This is a genomic window from Micromonospora sp. AMSO1212t, assembly GCF_008868145.1.
In the GTDB taxonomy this organism is placed as follows: Bacteria; Actinomycetota; Actinomycetes; order Mycobacteriales; family Micromonosporaceae; genus Micromonospora; species Micromonospora tulbaghiae.
The window spans coordinates 1-20,785 of sequence record NZ_WBKS01000005.1; the positions used below are offsets into that span (position 1 = coordinate 1).

Annotated in this window: 22 protein-coding genes; 3 read left to right on the top strand and 19 right to left on the bottom strand. The window is 72.2% G+C overall.

The window, feature by feature from the left end; genetic code table 11:
• Positions 1-127 precede the first annotated feature (127 nt).
• Together F8279_RS02365 and F8279_RS02370 are read right to left on the bottom strand one after the other, a co-directional pair.
• Positions 128-577 (bottom strand): hypothetical protein, encoded by a 450-nt coding sequence (locus F8279_RS02365; RefSeq protein WP_091413401.1) that lies wholly within the window; start codon positions 575-577, stop codon positions 128-130.
• A gap of 144 nt (positions 578-721) precedes the next feature.
• Positions 722-1,459, bottom strand: a complete 738-nt coding sequence (locus F8279_RS02370; protein ID WP_091413399.1) for a hypothetical protein — start codon at positions 1,457-1,459, stop codon at positions 722-724.
• Positions 1,460-1,621: 162 nt separating this feature from the next.
• Between F8279_RS02370 and F8279_RS02375 the strand changes: the two genes are divergently transcribed.
• Positions 1,622-2,836, top strand: coding sequence for an arginine deiminase (locus F8279_RS02375; RefSeq protein ID WP_151498959.1), 1,215 nt, complete (start codon positions 1,622-1,624; stop codon positions 2,834-2,836).
• A 10-nt stretch (positions 2,837-2,846) separates the two neighbouring features.
• On the opposite strand, the gene F8279_RS02380 is transcribed toward F8279_RS02375, so the two are convergent.
• The 12 genes from F8279_RS02380 to F8279_RS02435 all read right to left on the bottom strand — a co-directional run bounded on the left by F8279_RS02380 (position 2,847) and on the right by F8279_RS02435 (position 14,747).
• Positions 2,847-3,731 (bottom strand): DUF5926 family protein, encoded by an 885-nt coding sequence (locus F8279_RS02380; protein WP_091413394.1) that lies wholly within the window; start codon positions 3,729-3,731, stop codon positions 2,847-2,849.
• A gap of 86 nt (positions 3,732-3,817) precedes the next feature.
• Positions 3,818-4,267: an ATP-binding protein gene (locus tag F8279_RS02385; protein WP_151498960.1), complete on the bottom strand. Its 450-nt coding sequence runs from the start codon at positions 4,265-4,267 to the stop codon at positions 3,818-3,820.
• A gap of 31 nt (positions 4,268-4,298) precedes the next feature.
• Entirely contained in the window at positions 4,299-5,753 is a 1,455-nt protein-coding gene (locus tag F8279_RS02390; RefSeq protein ID WP_091413390.1) for an ATP-binding protein, read from the bottom strand.
• A 76-nt stretch (positions 5,754-5,829) separates the two neighbouring features.
• Positions 5,830-6,621, bottom strand: coding sequence for a glycerophosphodiester phosphodiesterase family protein (locus F8279_RS02395; protein ID WP_091413388.1), 792 nt, complete (start codon positions 6,619-6,621; stop codon positions 5,830-5,832).
• 15 nt (positions 6,622-6,636) lie between these two features.
• Positions 6,637-6,972 (bottom strand): rhodanese-like domain-containing protein, encoded by a 336-nt coding sequence (locus F8279_RS02400; RefSeq protein ID WP_091415937.1) that lies wholly within the window; start codon positions 6,970-6,972, stop codon positions 6,637-6,639.
• A gap of 28 nt (positions 6,973-7,000) precedes the next feature.
• Positions 7,001-7,936, bottom strand: a complete 936-nt coding sequence (locus F8279_RS02405; protein ID WP_175438622.1) for an LCP family protein — start codon at positions 7,934-7,936, stop codon at positions 7,001-7,003.
• Positions 7,937-8,115: 179 nt separating this feature from the next.
• Entirely contained in the window at positions 8,116-9,330 is a 1,215-nt protein-coding gene (locus F8279_RS02410; protein WP_091413384.1) for an LCP family protein, read from the bottom strand.
• Positions 9,331-9,533: 203 nt separating this feature from the next.
• Positions 9,534-10,781, bottom strand: coding sequence for an LCP family protein (locus tag F8279_RS02415; RefSeq protein WP_151498961.1), 1,248 nt, complete (start codon positions 10,779-10,781; stop codon positions 9,534-9,536).
• A 74-nt stretch (positions 10,782-10,855) separates the two neighbouring features.
• Positions 10,856-11,833 (bottom strand): NAD-dependent epimerase/dehydratase family protein, encoded by a 978-nt coding sequence (locus tag F8279_RS02420; protein ID WP_091413379.1) that lies wholly within the window; start codon positions 11,831-11,833, stop codon positions 10,856-10,858.
• A gap of 67 nt (positions 11,834-11,900) precedes the next feature.
• Positions 11,901-13,574 (bottom strand): cation acetate symporter, encoded by a 1,674-nt coding sequence (locus F8279_RS02425; RefSeq protein ID WP_091413377.1) that lies wholly within the window; start codon positions 13,572-13,574, stop codon positions 11,901-11,903.
• A complete protein-coding gene (locus F8279_RS02430) occupies positions 13,552-13,920 on the bottom strand; it encodes a DUF485 domain-containing protein (RefSeq protein ID WP_091413375.1) in 369 nt (122 codons plus the stop codon). Before F8279_RS02430 ends, F8279_RS02425 begins: the two co-directional genes overlap by 23 nt.
• A 239-nt stretch (positions 13,921-14,159) precedes the next feature.
• Positions 14,160-14,747: a flavin reductase family protein gene (locus F8279_RS02435; RefSeq protein ID WP_225853084.1), complete on the bottom strand. Its 588-nt coding sequence runs from the start codon at positions 14,745-14,747 to the stop codon at positions 14,160-14,162.
• Here F8279_RS02435 and F8279_RS02440 point away from each other — a divergent pair.
• Entirely contained in the window at positions 14,746-15,003 is a 258-nt protein-coding gene (locus F8279_RS02440; protein ID WP_047890511.1) for a hypothetical protein, read from the top strand. The two genes, F8279_RS02435 and F8279_RS02440, sit on opposite strands and share 2 nt — an antisense overlap.
• Before the next feature lie 21 nt (positions 15,004-15,024).
• Here F8279_RS02440 and F8279_RS02445 read toward each other — a convergent pair whose 3' ends face one another.
• The 5 genes from F8279_RS02445 to F8279_RS02465 all read right to left on the bottom strand — a co-directional run bounded on the left by F8279_RS02445 (position 15,025) and on the right by F8279_RS02465 (position 20,114).
• Positions 15,025-15,516 carry an SRPBCC family protein gene (locus F8279_RS02445; protein ID WP_091413372.1) on the bottom strand — a complete coding sequence of 164 codons (492 nt, stop codon included), beginning with the start codon at positions 15,514-15,516 and terminating at the stop codon, positions 15,025-15,027.
• The gene (locus F8279_RS02450; RefSeq protein ID WP_091413370.1) at positions 15,516-17,210 is read right to left on the bottom strand and encodes an ABC transporter permease; all 1,695 of its coding nucleotides are present in this window, start codon (positions 17,208-17,210) and stop codon (positions 15,516-15,518) included. The genes F8279_RS02445 and F8279_RS02450 overlap by 1 nt, the downstream gene beginning before the upstream one ends.
• Positions 17,195-17,959, bottom strand: a complete 765-nt coding sequence (locus F8279_RS02455) for an ABC transporter ATP-binding protein (RefSeq protein ID WP_091413368.1) — start codon at positions 17,957-17,959, stop codon at positions 17,195-17,197. The genes F8279_RS02450 and F8279_RS02455 overlap by 16 nt, the downstream gene beginning before the upstream one ends.
• 164 nt (positions 17,960-18,123) lie before the next feature.
• Positions 18,124-19,764: a cation acetate symporter gene (locus F8279_RS02460; protein WP_091413366.1), complete on the bottom strand. Its 1,641-nt coding sequence runs from the start codon at positions 19,762-19,764 to the stop codon at positions 18,124-18,126.
• Positions 19,764-20,114: a hypothetical protein gene (locus F8279_RS02465; protein WP_175438621.1), complete on the bottom strand. Its 351-nt coding sequence runs from the start codon at positions 20,112-20,114 to the stop codon at positions 19,764-19,766. The genes F8279_RS02460 and F8279_RS02465 overlap by 1 nt, the downstream gene beginning before the upstream one ends.
• 304 nt (positions 20,115-20,418) lie before the next feature.
• Between F8279_RS02465 and F8279_RS02470 the strand changes: the two genes are divergently transcribed.
• Positions 20,419-20,784 carry a Uma2 family endonuclease gene (locus F8279_RS02470; RefSeq protein ID WP_175438578.1) on the top strand — a complete coding sequence of 122 codons (366 nt, stop codon included), beginning with the start codon at positions 20,419-20,421 and terminating at the stop codon, positions 20,782-20,784.
• Position 20,785 lies beyond the last annotated feature (1 nt).

Consider the following 20,785-nt stretch of genomic DNA (forward strand, 5'->3'; position numbering starts at 1 on the left):
CTCGGGCATCGAGGGATGTCGTCGTGTGGTGGGGCCGAGGCCATAGTAGGAGCAGGACCGGCCCGGGGTGAAGCGCGCCGGGGTGAAGCGCGCCGGGGTGAAGCGCGCCGGGTCGGACCGCGGAGAGCTAGACCGCGGAGAGGAAGGTGAGCGAGCCGACCACCGCGCCGTCGGTGAGGACCGGCGTGGAGATGGCGTCGACCGTCCGGCCGGCGTCGGAGCCGGGCCCCTGCACCCGCAGCAGGCCGCGGGCGAGCCGCCCGGAGTGCAGCGCGAGCAGCGGCGGGATCTTGTCGGTTTCCTGCTCGGTCAGCTCGCTCGGGCTCGCCGTGAAGTCGACCAGGCGCAGGCCGCCCTCCAGCAGCGGCAGGCCGATCACGTCCTCCGGGGCACCCAGGCAGAGCAGGTCGCAGCCGGACGAGGAGATAGCCACGACAGTGGTGCCCTCGTCGATCAGCAGGCACGGCTCGGCGGCCCGGGAGACCATGCCGGACCACTGCCCGAAGTTGTCGGACTCCTGCTCGGTGGATGCCGCGGGCGCGAACACGTCCGAGAGTGAGAGTTCGACGTGGGCCACCGCGCCTCCTATGTACACCGACGGTCTGTCCACGCTAGCCGGTCGGTGCGGCGGAAGCATCGGCTGCCGGGCGGCCGGCGACGGCGCGGACCGACGGAACCAGTCGGGGGCGGTGCCGTGGGCCGCGTGGCGTCGCCGGAGACGTTACCGGCGGGCGGCCCGCTTGTCAGCGGCCGTTCGGCCCTCGTCATACCACCGGTAGTCGGCGGTTGGACGGTACGTGCCGTTGAACCACGTCGCCGGCGCCTGGGCGACGCGGGAGAGCTTCTCGGCGGTGGCCGGGCTGATCCGGTTCCCACCGGCCACGAGCAGGCGGTCCAGCTCGCGGTGGGTGGCCATGAGGCAGTCCTTCGGCAGGCCGTAGACGCTGATCACCCCGGAGCCGACGAACGTCAGCACCGGGCTCACCGGGATCGGCAGGCCGACCGCGTCGGAGAGGGCCTTGCTGGCCCGCTTGGCGTCCCGGCGCGCCTCCGCCACGTACGGCGGGCGCTTGCCGTTGATCTGGACCACGTCTCCGGCCACGAGCACCCGGGCCCGGCCGTGGTCGGCGATGGTGACCGCGAACAGGCCGCTCGGACCGATGGCCAGGAACCCGGCCCGGTCGTCGCGGGCGCGGTCGAGCAGCATGTCCGCCGGGTCCGTCCGGGGCCACTCGATGACGTGCCAGGCGGGACCGAGATGGTCGAGCTGGCCCAGGGCGCGGGCCCCGGCCGCTTCCAACCGGCGGGCCCCCCGCTCCGCCCGGCGACGCCGGGCCCACTCCAATGGAGTCGGTCGGGCCGGCTCGAGCACCGAGGTGGGCTCGACCCGGGAGTGCGGCACCGTGCGGGGCGGCAGTGCCCTGCTCGGTACGGCTTGACGAGCGGGAAAGACAGTCATCGCGACCTCCGGCAAAAGGTCTCTCGAAGTTATGTCTCCACTACCCTACGTTGCGCCCCCGGGGGCTCGGCAAGTTGGACCGCCGGAGTGAGTGCGGATGAATGCCATATTCATTCACACTTCTTTTCCGGATGGTGCGTAAGCCTGCCCTAGGCTGCGAGGGTGACCCACTATGTGGACAGCGAAGTCGCCCGCCTCGGGACGGTGCTGCTGCACCGCCCGGGACCGGAACTGGCCCGCCTCACCCCACGGAACAACGACAGCCTCCTGTTCGACGCTATCCCATGGGTGGGACGCGCGCAGGAGGAGCACGACGGGTTCGCGGCGGCGCTGCGGTCCCGCGGGGTCGAGGTGCTCTACCTGGCCGACCTGCTGGTCGAGACGCTCGCCGTGCCGGACGCCCGGGCCGAGCTGACCGACCAGGTGCTGCGGTCCCGCCGGCTCGGCCACACCCTGCGGCGCCGCGTCGCCGACCATCTGACCTACCTCGATCCGGCCGGACTGGCCGACGTGCTCACCGCCGGGCTCGCACACGAGGAACTGCGGATCGGCGCCGACCGCCCCGGCGGTCTGGTCTGGACGCTCATGGACCGGCACGACTTCGTCATCGACCCGCTGCCCAACCTGCTGTTCACCCGCGACTCGTCGGTCTGGATCGGCGACCGGGTCGGTGTGACAAGCCTGGCCATGCCGGCCCGGCGGCGGGAGACCACGCTCACCGACGCGATCTACCGCTACCACCCGCGTTTCGTCGGCACCGAGTTCGTCTACCACCCGCGGCTGGAGCACCTGGAGGGCGGCGACGTGCTGCTGCTCGCGCCGGGGGTGCTCGCCGTCGGCGTCGGCGAGCGCACCACCCCGGCCGGTGCGGAACGGCTGGCCCGGCAGGTGTTCGCGGCCGGGCTGGCGCACACCATCCTGGTGGTGCCGATCGCGCAGGAGCGCGCCACCATGCACCTGGACACGATCTGCACCATGGTCGACGTCGACGCCGTACTGATGTACGCGAACGTCGCCGACCAACTGTCCGCGTACACGGTCATCGCCGGCGCGGACGGCGACGACCTGCGGGTCGACGGCCCGGCGCCGTTCCTGCGGGCCGCAGCCGACGCGATGGACCTCGACCAGCTCCGGGTGATCGACACCGGCCTCGACCCGGTCACCGCCGAACGCGAGCAGTGGGACGACGGAAACAACACGCTCGCGCTCGCGCCCCGGCTCTGCGTCGGCTACGAGCGCAACGTGGAGACCAACGCGCAACTGGAACGCGCCGGCATCGAGGTGATCGCCATCGCCGGGTCGGAGCTGGGCTCCGGGCGGGGTGGCCCGCGCTGCATGTCCTGCCCGCTGGTGCGGGAGAAGGGCGGGCGCGCCTGACCCGGAGACGTCAGCGCAGCGTCAGCTGGCGGCCGAGCAGCCCCTGGCGGACCCGTCGGCCGGCCGCGTCGAGCGGCTCCCGCTCCGCGACCGCCTCGGCGTAGCGCTTGGCGAACTCCGCCACCGGCGCCTCCCACTCGGCGGCCGGGGTGTCCTCCGGCAGGTCCCAGACCGGCGCGAGGCGGCCGTGCGCCCGGAACATGCCCGCGAACTTCGTGTCGTCGCCGAGCGTCAGCGCGCCCGCGGCGGCGAGCCGGGACAAGGCGTCCAGTGCGGCGTCCTCGTCGTCCGGCAGGACCAGGCGCACGTGGGCCTTCTCCGGCACCTGGCACCAGTACGCGGCCCGCGCCGCGGCCAGCTTCACGGTCGGGTAGATCGCCGAGTTGGCCCGCTCCAGGGATGCCTGGACGTTCGGGTCGTCGGCGGCGCCCGGGTCGAGCCAGAAGTCGAACCCGTCGTGCATGCTGATCTCCAGCGGGCCGTCCACCAGGATGTCCTGGAGGCGAGGGCCCGGCCCGGGCAGCGGCGGCACGCTCACCTGGCCGCCCGGCTCGGTCCGCAGCGCGGAGATCAGCGCGTCGGCCAGGTCACGGGAGACGTCGCCGGACTGCTGGTGCCGTTGCAGGCCGATGAAGACCCGCCCGTCCGGCTTGGTCATCGCCGGGGCGGCCATCGGCAGCACGGTGGCCAGCGTGACCGGCCGGTCGCCGTACTCCTCGACCAGTTCCGGGGTCAGCCGCAGCGGCGCGGACGCGGCCGGGACCAGCTCGCGCAGGGCGATCCACTCCGGCTCGTCGGCGAGGCCCTCGAACGGCCGGGGCACGAAGACGTCGCGCACCTTCTCCCGCTTCGGGGTGGCCTCGACGGCCCGCTGGTTCTTCCGACGCTTGCTCATGCGCCCGCTCCGCTCCGCTCGCTCATGGCGAGACAGCCTAGATGCCGGGCCTCGGCGGTGGGTGCCGGACCCGCCCGCCGCGTCGGTCAGCCGGCGGCGACCAGGTCCGTCCGCTGCACCGGGACCGGGTCGAACCGGGCCCACACGCTCTGGCCCAGCCCGTCGCGCTCCACGCCCCAGCCGCTGGCCAGCCCGGCGACGATGTGCAGTCCCCGCCCGTCCGCCGCGTCCGGCGAGGCGGTACGCATGCACGGGCCGGCGCCGGAACCGCCGTCGGTGACCCGGAGTTCGACACTCGGCCCCCGCTCGGTCACCCGCAGCCGCCAGGCGACCCGGACGACGCCGCCGGGCAGCGCGTCGGCGTGCCGGACCGCGTTGCCGACCAGTTCGGCGAGGACCGCGACCAGGTCGGCCACCAGGACCGGGGGTACGACATCGGTCAGCTCGTCGGCGAGCCGGTGCCGGGCCAGGCGCGCGCCGGTGGCGTCGTGGGGCACCACCACGCACCACGACCGTTCGGCCGGACCAGTCGACACGTCGTTCCTTCCCCGCCCGTGAGCGCCCCGGTCAACCCCGGGGCAGCCGCACCTCTGCGACCGTACCGCCACCGGCTCTGGGCCGGAGGGATACCCATCCATTCTGCTGTTCAACGATCTGGCGGACGAGATAGAGACCGAGCCCGGCACCGGGATACCGGCGGCGGTCGCCGGACTCGCCCTGCCAGAACCGGTCGAAGGCCCGCTCCACGTGCTCCGGCCGGATGCCGATGCCCCGGTCGGCCACCCGGAACGAGACGGTCCGCTCGTTCGCCTCGGCGGTGATCTCGATCGGCGTGTCCGGCAGCGAGTACTTCCCGGCGTTGGTGCCCAGCTCGGTGAGCACCGTGGCGAGGCTGTGCCGGTCACCGAGCGCCTTGGGCAGGTCGGCGGGGAGGTCGAGCACGACCCGGTGCCGGACGTCGGCCGGCAGGTCGACCACCGCCGCGCGCAGGGCGTCGACCAGGTCGAACGGCGCGGCCGGTTCACCGCCGGGCCGGTTCTCCGTGGCGGCGGTCAGCAGCCGGTCGACCAGGCGGGCCAGTTCGTTCGCGCGCTGGCCGATGATCCGGGCGGCCTGCCTCCGGTCGGCGTCGCTCAGCGAGTCCCAGTGGTCGGTGAGCGTGTCCGCGTACCCCTTGATGACGGTGACCGGGGTACGCAGCTCGTGGCTGGTCACCGCGACGAACAGGTCCCGGTCGTGGTCGCGCCGCTGCTGGTCGGTGGTGTCGCGGAAGCTGACCACCCGCAACGCGTTCGGGCCGGGCAGCTCGCCGGAGGTGATCCGCAGCCAGCGGCCGTCCGGCAGCCGGTGGTCGAGCACCTGGCCGGGCGGCGGCAGCGGGAACGGCAGCGGACGGCCCAGCGCCTCCTCCGCCGGCCGGCCGGTCACCTGGACCGCGGCCGGGTTCCAGAGCCGGACCCGCCCGTCCCGGTCCACCACCGCGAGCCCGTCGGCGAGCGCCGCCACGACCGGGCCGTCCCCGTGTACGGGCAGGCCGGTCTGGTCGCCGTACATGTGGGCGACGCATGCGGCGATGTAGCCGATGACGGCGCGTTGCGCGGGTTGCAGCGGCTCGCCCAGCCGGTAGAGCGCGTGCAGGCTGCCGACTGTGAGCCCGCCGATCTCCGCGCGTGCCACGATCATCCGGCAGAGGCCCCGGCCGGCGACCTCGTCGGCGAGCGCACCGGGGATCGCGTCGACCCGGAACTCCCGCACCGGCGGGCCGGCGAGCAGGCAGACGGTGGCCGGGTCGCTGGCGGGCAGCGGGCGGCCGAGGACGAACTCGGCGCTGCCGGTCGCCGCGATCACCCGGCCCCCGGCCGAGGTGAACTCCACGAAGACCAGGCCGGCCGCGCCGACCGTCGGTTCGACCTCGCGGAGCAGACGGGTGAGCACGGCGAGACCGGACTCGCCCGAGTTGATCATGTTGATCACTGCGGTGTGGCCGGCGATGAAGGCGGGGTAATCGGTTCGCTCCGGCATGTCCCGAGTGTGCCGCGCCGTCCGCGTCCGGGACACCCCCCGCCGGTCGACCGTCCCCGGTACCGATCGACGGGGCTCACCGGCCCAACCGGGCCAGCGCGTGGGCCGGCCGGTCCGTGATCACCCCGTCCACGCCGGCTTCGAGCACGAGTTCCAGGTCCTCCGGCTCGTTGACGGTCCACACGTACACCGAGTTGCCGGCGGCACGCAGCGCGGGGACCAGCCGTGGGCGGGTCCGGACGAGGGCCACACCGGGGCCGGCGATCCGGGCGCCGAACGGCAGCCGGCCCAGCGGCAGCAGGCGCGGCAGCACCTCCAGCAGCAGCACCGTGGGCAGCGCCGGCGCGAGTTCCCGGATCCGGCGTACGGCGAGCGGCGAGAACGACATCACGGTCACCTGGACGGGATGGTCCGGGCGGGGCTCGGCCAGCCCGTACCGGCGCAGCATCTCGACCAGGCGGCGCTCGACCTCGCCCCGGTAGCGGGACGGGTGCTTGGTCTCGATCAGCAGCCGGACCGGCCGCCCGGCGGCCAGCACCGCGTCGAGCAGCCGCTCCAGCGTGAGCAGCCGGGTGTGCGACTCGTCGAGCGGCGCGTCGTCCTCGGCCAGCGTCGCGGCACGATGCCAGGAGCCGAAGTCGAGCGCCTCCAGCTCGGCGAGCGTCCGCGCGCTGACCAGCCCACGGCCGTTGCTGGTGCGGTCCAGCCGGCGGTCGTGCACGCAGACCAGGTGCCCGTCGCGGGTCAGCCGGACGTCGCACTCCAGCCCGTCCGCGCCCTCGTCGAGAGCGCGCAGGTAGGCGGCGAGCGTGTGCTCCGGCAGGTCGTACGAGGCGCCGCGATGGGCGAAGACCAGGGGGACGGTCATGGCCGCGTCACCGACTCAGGCGACCCGGCCCGGCTGCCCGTCGTCGGTGACCACCGGGCGGCCGGCGGCGGCCCAGTCGCCCATTCCGCCGTCGACGTTGCGCACCTGGTCCCAGCCGTTGCGCAGCAGGTAGCCGACCACCTGGGCGGAGCGGCCACCGGCCCGGCAGATCACCGCCACGTCGCGGTCCTGCGGGATCTCGGCGAGCCGGGCGGGCAGCTCGGTCATCGGCAGGTGATGGGCGGCCGGCGCGTGGCCGGCGGCCCACTCGTCGTCCTCCCGGACGTCGAGCAGGTAGACGTCGTCGGGCACGGCCGACGCGGGGACGCTGGGTAGTGAGGCTCCGAACACGGTCACCAAGCCTAGTCGTCCTCGTCGCTCAGAGCCGGTTGACCCAGCGCGGGTTGGCGCCGGCCCATTCCGGCACGCGCGTGTCGCGCAGCGCGGTGAACAGTCCGCCGCCGCCGTTGTCCAGCACCACGTACGAGACGCCGTCGATGGTCTGCGGGTAGGAGGGCACCTGGACCCCGCGCAGGGCGTCCGCGGGCAGGCCGCGCAGCGCGAACAGCAGCTCGTCCAGGGGTACGCCGTTGGTGTCCACGGTCAGCGCCCCGCCGGCCGCGCGGAGCACCCGGTCCAGCTTGACCGGGTCGCTGCGCAGCCGCGTCTCGCCCGCCCGGTCGAGCACCGCCCGCAGCATCTGCTGCTGGTGCCGCTGCCGGTCGTAGTCGCCGCCGGGCAGGTCGTAGCGCTGCCGCACGTAGTCGAGCGTCCGCGCGCCGTCCATCTGCTGGCAGCCGGTGTCGAACTGCTGCCGGGTGTGGATCGAGCGCACCGGCGTGTCCACGCACATCCGGATGCCGCCGAGCTGGTCGATCACCTGCTTGAAGCCGGAGAAGTCGACGAGTGCCGCGCCGTCGAAGCGGATTCCGGTGAGCCGGCTCAGGGTGGTGCTGAGCAGCCGTGCGCCGCCCTCACCGCCGCCGCCGTGCTCGTACGCGGCGTTGACCTTGTCCTGGCCGCCGGGGAAGCCGGGCGCCGCGGGGAGCGCCACCAGCAGGTCGCGCGGCACGGAGATCAGGTACGCCTGCCGCATCCCGGCGGGCACGTGCACGATCAGGATGCTGTCGGAGCGCTGGTCCTCCGGGTTCGCGCCGGGCCGGTGGTCCGAGCCGATCAGCAGGTAGTTGAGCGCGCCGTCCAGGTCTGTCCGCTTGTTCCGGGCGGCCGGGTCGAGCAGTTGCTCCTTGGCGACGGTGCGGTCGTAGCGCGAGGTGAGCCAGTGCAGCCCGGCGACGCCGAGCGTGGCCAGCAGGACCAGTACGAGGCCGGTGCCGAGCAGGAACCGGGCCCAGCGGGCGGGTCCACCCCGCCCGCGTCGGTTCCGTGCTGGCCTGGACGTGACGATCCCCCCGTAGCCGCGACATGAGACCCGCTCACGTCAGGCTACGGGGGGATCGGCCGACCGTTACCGCTTTCGCGCAGGTCAGCGGGTCATTTCCGGGTGGACAGGACGTCCGGGTTGTTCACCACGAAGTCGGCCAGCTTGTCGTTCTTGACCGCCTGGAACATGTCCATGGTCGTCTCGTTGAACGTCTCCCGGCCGTTGCTGTTGCCGGCGAACGTTCCCCCGTTGGTCCGCAGGGTGACCAGGTCGTTCCCGTTGAGGTTCTTGAGCGTGAAGATGAAGTCGGCGATCGGCACGCCGCCGGTGTCCAGGACGAACGCCTTGCCCGCGGCCTTCATCAGCGAGTTCAGCTTGAGCGGGTTGGTCAGCATGCCGCCCTCGGTGGCCTTCTTGGCCATCGCCTTGATCAGCTGCTGCTGGTTCTGCTGCCGGTCGTAGTCGCTGTTCGGCAGGCCGTAGCGCTGGCGGGAGTAGTCGAGCGCCTCCCAGCCCTCCATCTCCCGGCAGCCCTTCTTGTGCACCACTGCCTTGTATGGCTTGCCGGTCTTCTTCGCGTCGGCGTTCCACATCGCCTTGCCGTCGACGTACGACATGTGGTGCGACTTGACCTCGTGGCTGACGCAGATCCGCACCGAGCCGAGCGCGTCGATCACGCTCTTGAAGCCGCCGAAGTTGATGATCGCGGCGCCGTCGAAGCCGATGCCGGTCATCGACTTGATCGTCTTGGCCATCAACTGGGCGCCGCCCTCCCAGCCGCCGCCGTTCTGGGCGCCGTGGAAGAAGGCCGCGTTGATCTTGTCGGTGCCGCCCCGATAGCCGCTCTTCTCGAACGCCGGGATACGCGCCTCGGTGTCCCGGGGGATCGAGATCAGGTACGCCTGGTCGTGGCTGGCCGGGATGTGCAGGATGATGATCGTGTCCGACCGGACGTCGTCGGCCGCCCAGCGCTCGCGGGCGTCCACACCGAGCAGCAGCATGTCGATCGGGCCTTCGAGGCTGTTGCCGCCCTCGGCCTCGCTCTTGCCCGCTCCGCCGAGCAGGTTGCGCTGGGCGATGTTGTCGGTGGCCTGGCCGATGACCGCCTTGCTGCCGACGATCGCGACGCCGCTGGTCACCATCAGCACCGCGCCGAGCACAAGCGTGAGCTTCGCCCAGAGCGGGTCCTTGCGCTTGGTGCGCTTCTTCTTGCCACCGCCCGGGCCGCGACCGCCGGAACCGGGCTGTGTGGGGATGACCGGAGGGACCCGCCCGGATGATCCGGGTGCCGGTGACTGCGGGCGACGGCTGGTCTGGACCGACATGCGTGCTCCAGCTCGGTGATCGGGGGCGGGACCACTTTACGTATCTGTTCCCGTTCTCGCGACCTCGTAGGGGCGCAATTCCCGTCAATACCGGCCAACACCTTTTGGTTGTGACCGAACGGGCAGGGGTAAGGAGCCGGTCGGCGGTTGGCCTCCGTGGTGGCGAGGTCCTAGCGCGAGAGACCGGTCATGTCGTGCCGGCGTCAGCCGCCCGCGCTGTCGCCCGAACCCTTCTGGTTGGCCTGCATCCACTCGGCCATCCGGTCCGCGGCGATGGCCTTGTACATCGCCAGCGCCTTCTCCCGGTCGGAGACCACCACGGACTGCCCGTCGATGGTCTGGCCGCCCAGGTGCGGGCTGGTGACGAACGTCAGGTTCTCGCCCCGCAGGCTGCGGAACTGCACTGCCATGTCGGTCAACGAGAATCCCTGGTCGACCGTGACGGCGGCGGTCACCGCCTTGAGGAAGTCGTTCAACTTCTTCGGGTTGGTGAGCGTGCCGGTGCTCGCGGCCTTGTCCATCAGCGCCTTCAGGAACTCCTGCTGGTGCCGCATCCGGGCGAAGTCGCCGTCCGGGAACTGCTTGCGCTGCCGGACCCAGTCCAGCGCCTCGGCGCCGTTCATGTGGTTCACGCCCTTGGTGAACGTCCGGTACGGCTTGTGGATCGAGGTGACGGTCCGCTCGACCTTGAGGTCCACCCCGCCGAGGGCGTCGGTGACCTCCTTGAAGCCGCCGAAGTCGATGGCCATGACGTGGTCGATCCGTACGTCGGTGAAGCACTCGACGGTCTTCACCGCGAGCGGCAGACCACCGAACGCGAACGCCGCGTTGATCTTGTTGCGCGAACCGGAGTCGCAGGACGCGCCCGCGCTCTCCGGGATCGGCACGTACAGGTCACGCGGCACCGAGACCAGGTAGGCGCTCTTGTGGTCGGCCGGGATGTGCATGACGATCACGGTGTCCGCACGCCACTTGCCGCTCCCGTCGACCGGGGCGTCCGGATCCCGTGAGTCGCTGCCCACGAGCAGGATGTTGAACGCGCCGTCGACCTGCTTGGCCGGCCGGCCCCCGGTGATCCCGGCGAACGGGTCGGTGCGGGCCAGGTCGTCGTCCAGGTTGCGGGCGTAGAACCAGGCGCCGAGGCCGCCGAGCAGCGCCAGCACCAGCACCGCCACGCCGGCCACCAGGCCGATGCGCCCCCAGCGCGGCCGGGGGCCCCGCCGGCCGGACCCGCCTGGACCGTCGCCCCCAGGACCACCGGGGCCGGTCGGCCCCACCGGACCGCCGGGACCGCCCGAGCGGGGCGCCTCGTCGTGTGCGGGGTACCACCTGGTTTCCGAGGGCCGGGCGCGCCCGGTGGCGGCCCGGTCGGAGCCCGGAACCTGGGCGCGGCCCGCGCCCCGGCTCAGGTGTCGGGGGATCGGGGCGCCGGCAGACGAGGTCGCTGACATGTAACCGAGGGTAGGTCGGCCGGGCCACCGACGCCCTCGTACGCGCGCCGATGTCAGCCGCGTCCCCGCCGGGTTCAGTACCCGAGCCGCCCGCGGAAGTACTCGATCGTGCGTCGGAGGCCGTCTTCGGGCGTGACGCTCGGCTCGTATCCGAGCAGTTCGCGGGCGAGGGTCAGGTCCGGGCGGCGCATCTCCGGGTCGTCGGAAGCGCGAGTGATGTAACTCACCTCGGACGTGCTTCCGGTGAGTGACACGATCGTCTCGGCAAGTTGCCGCATCGACATCTCGTGCTCGGTGCCGCAGTTGATCGGGCCGGTCTCGGTCGAGTCGAGCAGCAGCAGGATGCCGCGCACCAGGTCGTCGACGTAGCAGATCGAGCGGGTCTGGTTGCCGGTGCCGTGCACCGTGATCGGCTCGCCGCGCAGCGCCTGGGAGATGAACGTCGGGATGGCCCGGCCGTCGTCCGGGCGCATCCGGGGACCGTACGTGTTGAAGATCCGCACGATCGCGGTGTCCGTGCCCCGGCTGCGGTGGTAGGCCATGGTGGCCGCCTCGGAGAAGCGCTTCGCCTCGTCGTAGACGCTCCGGATGCCGATCGGGTTGACGTTGCCCCAGTACGTCTCGCGCTGCGGGTGCTCCTTCGGGTCGCCGTACGCCTCGGAGGTGGAGGCCATCAGGAACCGCGCGCCGTCGTCGGTGGCCCGCTCCAGCAGCGCCAGCGTGGCCACCGAGCCGACCCGGAGGATCTCGACCGGCAGCTTCTCGAAGTCGGTGGGGCTGGCCGGGGACGCCATGTGCAGGATCGCGTCGAACCGCTCGGCCATCGCCGGGTGGTTCGGCAGGCCGTCGGAGATGTCCGCCTCGACGAGCGTGAAGGTCGGCCGGTCCAGCAGGTGGGCGACGTTGTCCTTGGACCCGGTGACGAAGTTGTCCAGCACCACGACGTCGCACCCGCGCTCGACGAGCCGGTCGACCAGGTGGGACGGGACGAAACCGGCGCCGCCGGTGACGAGGATGCGGTGTCCGGTTCCGAAGCGGGGAGCGACCTTCATGGCGGTCAGCCTATACACGCGAGGCGGGGCCCCCGCGTAAGGCAGGGGCCCCGCTCGACAGTGATGCTCAGTGGGCGCCGGCTCCGGTGAGCGAGCGCACCTCCAGCTCCGCGTACTTCTCCTCGTCGCTCTCCTTGGACAGGATCGTGCCGAGCCAGCCGCACAGGAAGCCGAACGGGATCGAGATGATGCCCGGGTTCGACAGCGGGAACCACTGCCAGTCGTGGTCGGGGAACATCGCCGTCGGCGCGCCGGAGACGACCGGCGAGAAGAAGACGAGCACCACGGCGGCGAGCAGGCCGCCGTAGATCGCCCAGACCGCGCCCGACGTGTTGAACCGCTTCCAGAACAGGCTGTAGAGGATCGCCGGCAGGTTGCCCGAGGCGGCGACCGCGAACGCCAGCGCGACCAGGAACGCCACGTTCAGGTTCTGCGCGTAGATCGACAGGACGATCGAGACCGCGCCGATCACCAGCGCGGAGATCCGGGCGACTGTCACCTCCTGCCGCTCCGACGCCTCACCCTTCTTCACCACGTTGGCGTAGAAGTCGTGCGCCAGGCTGGACGACGACGCCAACGTCAACCCGGCGACCACGGCGAGGATGGTGGCGAACGCGACCGCTGCGATGATCGCCAGCAGTGTCGCGCCGCCCAGGTCTCCGCCGAGGAACTGCTCTCCCAGCTTCTCGGCGAGCTGTGGCGCGGCGGTGTTGCCCGCCTTGTCCTGCGCGGTGATCTCCGACCCGCCGACGATCGCCGCCGCGCCGAAGCCGAGCGCCAGGGTGAGCAGGTAGAACGTGCCGATGATGCCGATCGCCCAGAGCACGCTCTTGCGGGCCGCCCGCGCGGTCGGCACGGTGTAGAAGCGGATCAGGATGTGCGGCAGGCCGGCCGTGCCGAGGACCAGCGCGATGCCCAGCGAGAGCAGGTCCATCTTGCTGTAGAACGTCTTCAGCGCGTCGCCGGGTGTCTCCACGCCGTAGCGCAATCCGGGTTCGAGGAACGCCGCTCCCTTGCCCGAGGCGCTGGCCGCGTCACCGAGCAGCGAGGACAGGTTGAACTTGTACTTGGCGAGCACCAGAAGCGTCATCGCCAGCGCGCCGCCCATCAGCAGGAACGCCTTGACGATCTGCACGTAGGTGGTGCCCTTCATGCCGCCGACCGTCACGTAGATGATCATCAGGGCGCCGACCATGATGATGGTGGCGACCTTGGCGGTGTCGGCGTCCATGCCGAGGAACGTGGTGTCCGGCTTGATGCCGAGCAGCAGGGCGACGAGCGCGCCGGCGCCGACCATCTGGGCCAGCAGGTAGAAGATCGACACGGTGATGGTGGAGACCGCCGCCGCGGTCCGGACCGGCCGCTGCCGCATCCGGAACGCCAGGACGTCCGCCATCGTGTACCGGCCGGAGTTGCGCAGCAGCTCGGCCACGAGCAGAAGCGCCACCAGCCAGGCGACCAGGAAGCCGATCGAGTAGAGGAAGCCGTCGTAGCCGTAGAGCGCGATGATGCCGGCGATGCCCAGGAAGGACGCCGCCGACATGTAGTCGCCGCCGATCGCCATGCCGTTCTGGAAGCCGGAGAAGGACCGGCCGCCGGCGTAGAAGTCGGTGGCGGTCTTGGTCTGCCGGCTGGCCCAGACGGTGATCGCCAGCGTGATCGCCACGAAGACCAGGAACAGCGTGATGGTGAGGTTCCGGGCGGTCGTGCTGCCCGCCTCAGCCGCGAGGACCGTGTTCATGGGTCACCTCCCCGATCTCGTCGCGGATCCGGTCGGCGACCGGGTCGATCCGGCGGCTGGCGAACCGCGAGTAGAGCCAGGCGATGACGAACGTGGAGACGAACTGGAGCAGGCCGAAGACCAGGGCGACGTTGATGTTGCCGATGAGCTTCGTGCCCATGAATCCCCGCGCGTACGCGGAGAGGATGACGTAGAGCGCGTACCACAGGAAGAACGCGACGGTCATCGGGAAGACGAAGCCGCGTAGCGCGCGACGCAACCCGGCGAACTCGTCCGACCGCTGGACGGCGAGGTACCGTTCCGCCGCCGACTCGGCGGGTGCGGACGCGGGTGTGTCCGTGGACATCTGTGGATCACCACCTTCGCAGGCGTGGGGGAAGTTTCGCGCACGGTAGAGAGCGCGCTCCCGGCCCGGGAAGGCTCCGCCGCCGGGCGGCGAACGGCTGCGCCGAACGGCACTCCCACTGCGCCCAGTGACTCACGTCACTCCGCTAACCGGTCACCCCAACCCGGTTGATCATGAAGTTGGCGGCGACAAATCGGACGCCGAATGCGGTCAACTTCATGATCGTCGGAGCAAGGGGGTCAGCCGGGGAGGTCGTGGTAGCGGCCTCGGTAGTGCAGCAACGGGGGCGTGTCCCGGGGCAGGTCCACCGACTCGATCGTGGCCTCGACCAGCAGGCTCCAGCCGTACTCGCGGGCGGCGGTGAGGCGGCAGCCCGCCCAGCCGCCTGCGTCCGAGGGCACCGGGCCGTACGGCGTCTCGGTCCAGGTGTCCAGCGCGAACAGACCGCCGGGTGACGGGAACAGGCCGGCGAAGCGGTCGGCGAGCTGCCGGTGCTGCGGGCCCAGCGGGGCCACCGCGAACCGTCCCGCCTCCTCGATGGCCGCCCACAGGTCCGACTCCGGGTCGATCAGGCCCAGCAGGCGGTCCGGCTCGCCCTCGGCCACGAGCGTGGAGGAGACGGTCAGCCCCTCCGGACCGGGCGCGGTCCAGAGCGTCACCGGGGCGGCCAGCCGTCCGCGCAGCCGGCGTACCGGCGAGCGTTGCGCGGCCGGCGCCGCGAACGGATCGGTGGAGTGGATCTGCGCGCCCGGCTCTGGATTCACGTGAAACATTGTGCCGCCCGTCCCCGGGCGAGGTTCGACGGAACGCCCTACCCTGCCGGGCATGGCTCTCATCCCACCGCAGCAGCTCGCCCAGGAACGGGTCGTCGCCGCCGACGCCATCCTGGGCGGTCAGGTCGACCTGCGTGCCTATCCACACCGGCACCTGCTGGTCAGGGCGAACAACACCTGGGGCCGCAGGGCGTTCCAGCCGCTGATGGAAGCGGTCGAGCACCTGTCGAACTACGGCTGGGAGCTGGTCACCATGACCAGCGTCGGCGACGGCCACCACGTCTACGCGGCGATGCGCCGCACCGCCTGACGGCAGCCCGGGGCGCGCGGATCAGTCGTCGGCGAGCAGGCGGCGGGCGGCGGCCAGCACCTCCGGGTCGGCGCAGCCGGCCGCGTACCCGGCGATGCGGCGGCGGATGTCGCGCCCGAGCAACCACCCCCCGATCCGCTCGGCGACCGGCCGCAGGAACGCCGGCCGGCAGCGGAAGTTGTACCGCCACGTCGCGATCGTGGTGCCGGGCTCCGGGCCGGGCGCGAAGCGCCAGCCGCCGCCGAACCGCTCGAAGAACCACGGTCCGCGCACCATCTTCATGCCGACGTTGGTCGGCGGCGACCAGGAGACGTACTCGCTGACCATGACCAGGCCGTGCCGGGACCGGGTGTACGTGCGCACGCCCCGGCCGGGCCGCGTCGCGCCGTCGACGAAGTGCTGCTCGCGGACGAACGGATCCCAGCGGTACCGCACCGGGGCGGTGGTCTGGGAGACGGCGAACGCCAGCTCCGGCGGGACCGGGACCGTGGTGACCGCTTCGACGACAGGCATCAGCGCCTCGGCGTGACAGCGGCCAGCAGCTCCGGCTGCCGGTGGTCGAGCGTGTCTCCCGCCATGTACGCGCCGAGCAGTGCCGCGCCTCCGCCGTACGCCAGGCCGACCGGCAGCGCCAGCCAGAGCCACACGTCGCCCAGTAGCGCGGCGGCCACCACGAACGGCACCGCCACCACAGCCGAGCCGACCATGGAGACCAGGGTGAGCAGGCCCTTGGTGAATCCGGCTCCGCTGTTCATGGCGAACGGGTTGCTCGACTCGGGCAGCGAGTACGCGCCGAGCACGGAGACGAACGCGTTGATCGCCAGCCCGCAGCCGTACGCGGCGAACAACGCGCCACCCATGACCCCGAGCCATTCGGGCCGGCCGAGGACGACCGCCAGCGCGACCGCGATCACGACGAGCATCGGCACCACGTAGATCGAGAACGCGGCCATCCGGGCCCGCAGCTCCACCCGGCCGGGCACACCAGCGACCAGGTTCGCGGCGTACGAGCTGCCGTCGAAGCCGAACTGGTTGGCGAGCGTCACCGACGCGAGCGCCCCGACGAAGATCATGGTGAGGCTGACCAGCGCCGGCGAGGAGTCGGCGGTGGCCTGCTCGAACGCCGCGCCGCCCTCGGACAGGAACGCGGGGCCGCCGAGGTTGACCATCAGCGGCACGAACACACCGACCACGGCGACGGTGATCAGGTTGGCCCGTCGCCGGGCGTCCCGCCACCAGTAGCGGCACTCGCGGGCGACGAGCGCGCCGAACCGGTCCCGCCGGGTCCAGCCCACCGCGCGGGGGAAGAGTTGCGCGACCGCACCACCGGCCACGCCGCGCGGCGTCCGCGCGGGGCCGCTGCTCGCCGTGCCCACCATCGCCGACTCCAGCGACCGCGACCACCAGAGCAGGAGTACGCCGAGCGTCGCGACCGCGATCAGCAGCTTCACCACGGCGGCGCCGGCCCGGCCCTCCGCCACGTCGACACCGGCGGTCCACGGTGCGCCGAACGGCGTCCAGCCGACCACCCGGGCCACGCCGTCCAGCCGGTCCCAGTCGGTCTGCCGTACCGCGGCGAGCACCAGCAACTGCAACGGCCCGAGCAGGGCGGCCAGCACCGCGAGCAGCACGGCGGCCAGGTCGCGTACCCGGCGTGAGCGCAGCATCGTCGCGAACGCGCTCGTGATCGCGCGGGCGCCGGCCAGGCAGACGAGCAGCCCGAGGACCACGCCGAGCGCGCCGGCCAGGGCGGCGGCCCATCCGCCGAGCGCGCCGGCGGTGACCACCAGCCCGGCCGCCGTGATCGCCGTCGCCAGGGCCGGCACGCTGACCAGGGCGGCGGCCAGCAGGCCGGTGACCAGGGTGCGGCGGGACAGCGGCAGCAGCGCGAACCGGGCCGGGTCGAGCGTCTCGTCCACGCCGAAGAAGACGAGCGGCAGGAGCAGCCAGCCGAGCGTCAGCACGCCACCGCCGAAGGCGGCGATCATCAGCGCGTACCGGGACTCACCGGCCAGCCCCGGCGCGGCCAGCAGGAAGAACCCGACGGCGGCGAACCAGAGCCCGAACAGCAGGCCGAGGACGAACAGCGCGACCCGCCAGGTCTGGCCCCGGAAGTTGTTGCCGAGCACCCGCAGCTTGAGCCGGACGAAGTGCCAGGGCGACACGCGCCGGGCCGGACGCTCGGGGACGGTCACCGGGACAGCCACGACAGCTCCTCGCCGGTCGCGGTCCGGCCGCCGACCACCTCCACGAAGACGTCCTCCAGCGACCGGTCGCCGCGCACCTCGGCCAGCGTGCCGACCTGCTTGATCCGGCCCTCGGCCAGGATCGCCACGTGGGAGCAGAGCCGCTCGACCACCTCCATCACATGGCTGGAGAAGATCACCGTGCCGCCGCCGCCGACGTACCGGTGCAGGATGTCGCGGATGAGCGCCGCCGAGACCGGGTCGACCGCCTCGAACGGCTCGTCCAGCACCAGCAGGCGCGGACCGTGCAGCAGCGCGCAGGCCAGCCCGATCTTCTTCTTCATGCCCGCCGAGTAGTCGACCACGAGCGTGCGGCCGGCGTCGGAGAGCGCCAGCACGTCGAGCAGCTCCGCCGCCCGCTGGTCGACCACCGCCGGGTCCATGCCGCGCAGCAGACCGTGGTACGCCAGCAGTTCCGCCCCGCTCAGCCGGTCGAAGAGTCGTACGCCGTCCGGCATCACGCCGAGCAGGCTCTTGGCCCGGACCGGGTCGGCCCAGACGTCGTACCCGAGCACCCGCGCCTCACCGGCGTCGGGCCGCAGCAGGCCGACGGCCATGGAGAGGGTGGTGGTCTTGCCCGCTCCGTTCGGTCCGAGCAGGCCGTAGAACGAGCCGGTCGGCACGGCGAGGTCGACGCCCGCCACAGCGACCTTGGTGTCGAAGCGCTTGGCCAGACCACGAAGGGAGAGCGCCGGGTGCTGATCGGTCATGGTCCGACCGTATCGGGCTCCGGCCAGCGGCTGCTCGGACGCCAGGATGATCTCGCGTCATCCCTGAGAGGTACGAGTCGGATCACCGACGCCCGGCTGGGTGGTGAACCGCCTCTGCGCCGGCACCGACAGCTGCTGAGCGGTTGTGCGGGCGGCGCACCGCCTCACAGGCGCAGCGACTCCGGGGTGTGCAGGCGGAGCATGGTGGCGCGGACGTCGCGGGGCAGCCGCCGCCGGCTCGCCATCGACACCACCACCATGACCGTGAACGCGAGCGGCACGGTCCACGCGGCCGGCTGGGTGGTGAGCGTCGCCGGCCAGCCGGTCAGCGGCGGGCCGAGCACGGTGAGCAGCACCGCGCCGACGGCCGCGCCGCCGCCGACCAGCACCCCGGCGGCGGCGCCCAGGTCGGTCAGACCGCGCCACCAGATGCCGAGCACCAGCAGCGGGCAGAAGCTCGACGCGGCCACCGCGAACGCCAGCCCCACGACCTGCGAGACGTCCAGCCCGGAGACGTTCAGGGCGAGCACCGCCGGCACCCCGCCGGCGATCACCGTGGCGATCCGGAAGCCGCGTACCGAGCCTCGGCCCAGCACGTCGGTGGAGATCACCCCGGCCACGCTCGTGAGCAGGCCGGACGAGGTGGACAGGAACGCCGCGAACGCGCCGGCGGCGACGAGCGCGGCGAGCAGCCGGCCGGTGGTGCCGTCGCCGAGCGCCGCCCCGGGCAGCAGCACCACCACCGCGTCGGTCTGGCCGCTGACGAGCAGTTGTGGTGTGTAGATGCGGCCCAGCACGCCGTAGACGGTGGGCAGCAGGTAGAAGACGCCGACGAGCGCCAGCACCACGAGCGTGGTGCGGCGGGCGGCGGCGCCGTCGGGATTGGTGTAGAAGCGGACCAGCACGTGCGGCAGGCCCATGGTGCCGAGGAACGTGGCCAGGATCAGCGAGTACGTGGCGAACAGTCCCCGGTCGTCCTCGCCCGCCGTGTCCGGCAGCAGCCATTCGGTGGCGCCGGTCGCCGCGCCGGACACCTCCGGCACCGGGTCACCGGCGGCGAACTCGAGGCGGTCGCCGGGGCGTACCTCCCGGATGTCGCCGTCGGGCAGGGTGAGCGTCGCACGGTGCTCGACCACGACGGTGGTCGCGGTCCGGAACGTCGGCCCGTCGGGCGGGGTCACCGCCGGGCGGGCGTCGGCCTGCCACTGCAATGCCAGGAAGATCGCGGGTACGGCGAGAGCGGTGAGCTTCAGCCAGTACTGGAACGCCTGCACGAACGTGATCGCCCGCATGCCGCCCAGCGCCACGTTCGCGGTCACCACCACGGCGACGAGCAGCGCGCCGAGCGGGTACGGCGAGCCGGTGAGCGTGGCCAGCGTCAGACCGGCGCCCTGCAACTGCGGCACCAGGTAGAGCCAGCCGATGAAGATGACGAAGACGGTGGCGAGCGTCCGCAGCCGGCGCGAGCCGAGCCGCACCTCGCAGAAGTCGGGCAGCGTGAACGCGCCGGACCGGCGCAGCGGCGCGGCCACGAACAGCAGCAACGCGAGGTATCCGGCGGCGAAGCCGACCGGGTACCAGAGCACGTCCACGCCGTACTTGAGGATCAGCCCGGCGACGCCCAGGAAGCTCGCCGCCGACAGGTACTCGCCGCCGATCGCGGCGGCGTTCCACGTCGGGCTGACCGCCCGGGACGCGACCAGGAAGTCCGACGTGGTGCGGGCCAGCCGCAGCCCGTAGAAGCCGATGCCGACGGTGACCAGGGTGACGGCGACGATCGCCGGGACCACGTAGCCGTTGGACATCAGCGTTCCGGCCGTCGGATCAGGTCGACGAAGTCCTGCTCGTTGCGTTCGGCCAGCCGCACGTACGCCCAGCCGACCACGATCAGGAACGGGAAGGACACGACGCCCAGCAGCAGCCACGGCAGGTTGACGCCGAGCACGGTGACCCGGCCGACGGTGGGTGCGATGGCGAACAGCCACGGCAGGCCGCCGAGGCCGATCAGCACCAGCAGGCTGAGCCGCAGCGCGAGGGAGAGCTGGGCGCGCATCAGCCCCTGCACGAGCGTCTCGCCGACCGGGGTCTGCTGGGTCAGCTCGGATCGGGCGCGGTCGGCCGGGTCGCCCGTACGGGAGATCTCGGCCAGCACGATCCGGGTCCGCTTCGGCGCGACGGCCGGCGCCGGCGCGCCTCCCGTCTCGGCGGTGGGTGGGGACGCGCGCGGGCCGGGAACCGGGGCGGCCCCGACGGGCCGCCCCGAAGGTTGCTGTTCCTCGGCTCCGGTCACCCCCGGCAGTCTCGCCCGCTCAGCGGGAATGTCAAGAGCACGGTTCCGAGCCCTGTGCACAACCTGTGGATAACGCCTCACGACTGTGGATAACCCGGTGGATGGCGTGGAGTCGTTGTGGACAACCGGACGGGGTGTCAGGGTGAGCCGGCAGAGAGGAGGTGTGACAGTGACCAGCCCGGCACGGCCCGGCAGCGGCGACGTCTGGACGGTCGACGACCTCCAGGATCTCCCCGAGGACGGCCAGGACTACGAGATCTTCGACGGGAGCCTGCTCGTGTCCCCACACGCCGACGTCCGGCACGGGGCGATCGCGAACCGCCTCCGCCGGCTCCTCGACCGGCAGGCGCCGCCCGGTCTGCTAGTCGGGCAGGACGTCGGCGTCAGCGCGAACCGCTCGTCCTACTTCCTGCCGGACGTCTTCGTCGCCGGTGAGGAGGCGTTGGAACGCGGGGGCCCGGCCCTCGCCCCGGCCGACGTGTACCGCGCCGACCAGCCGTTCCCTCTCGTCCTGCCGGTCGGCGAGATCTTCTGAG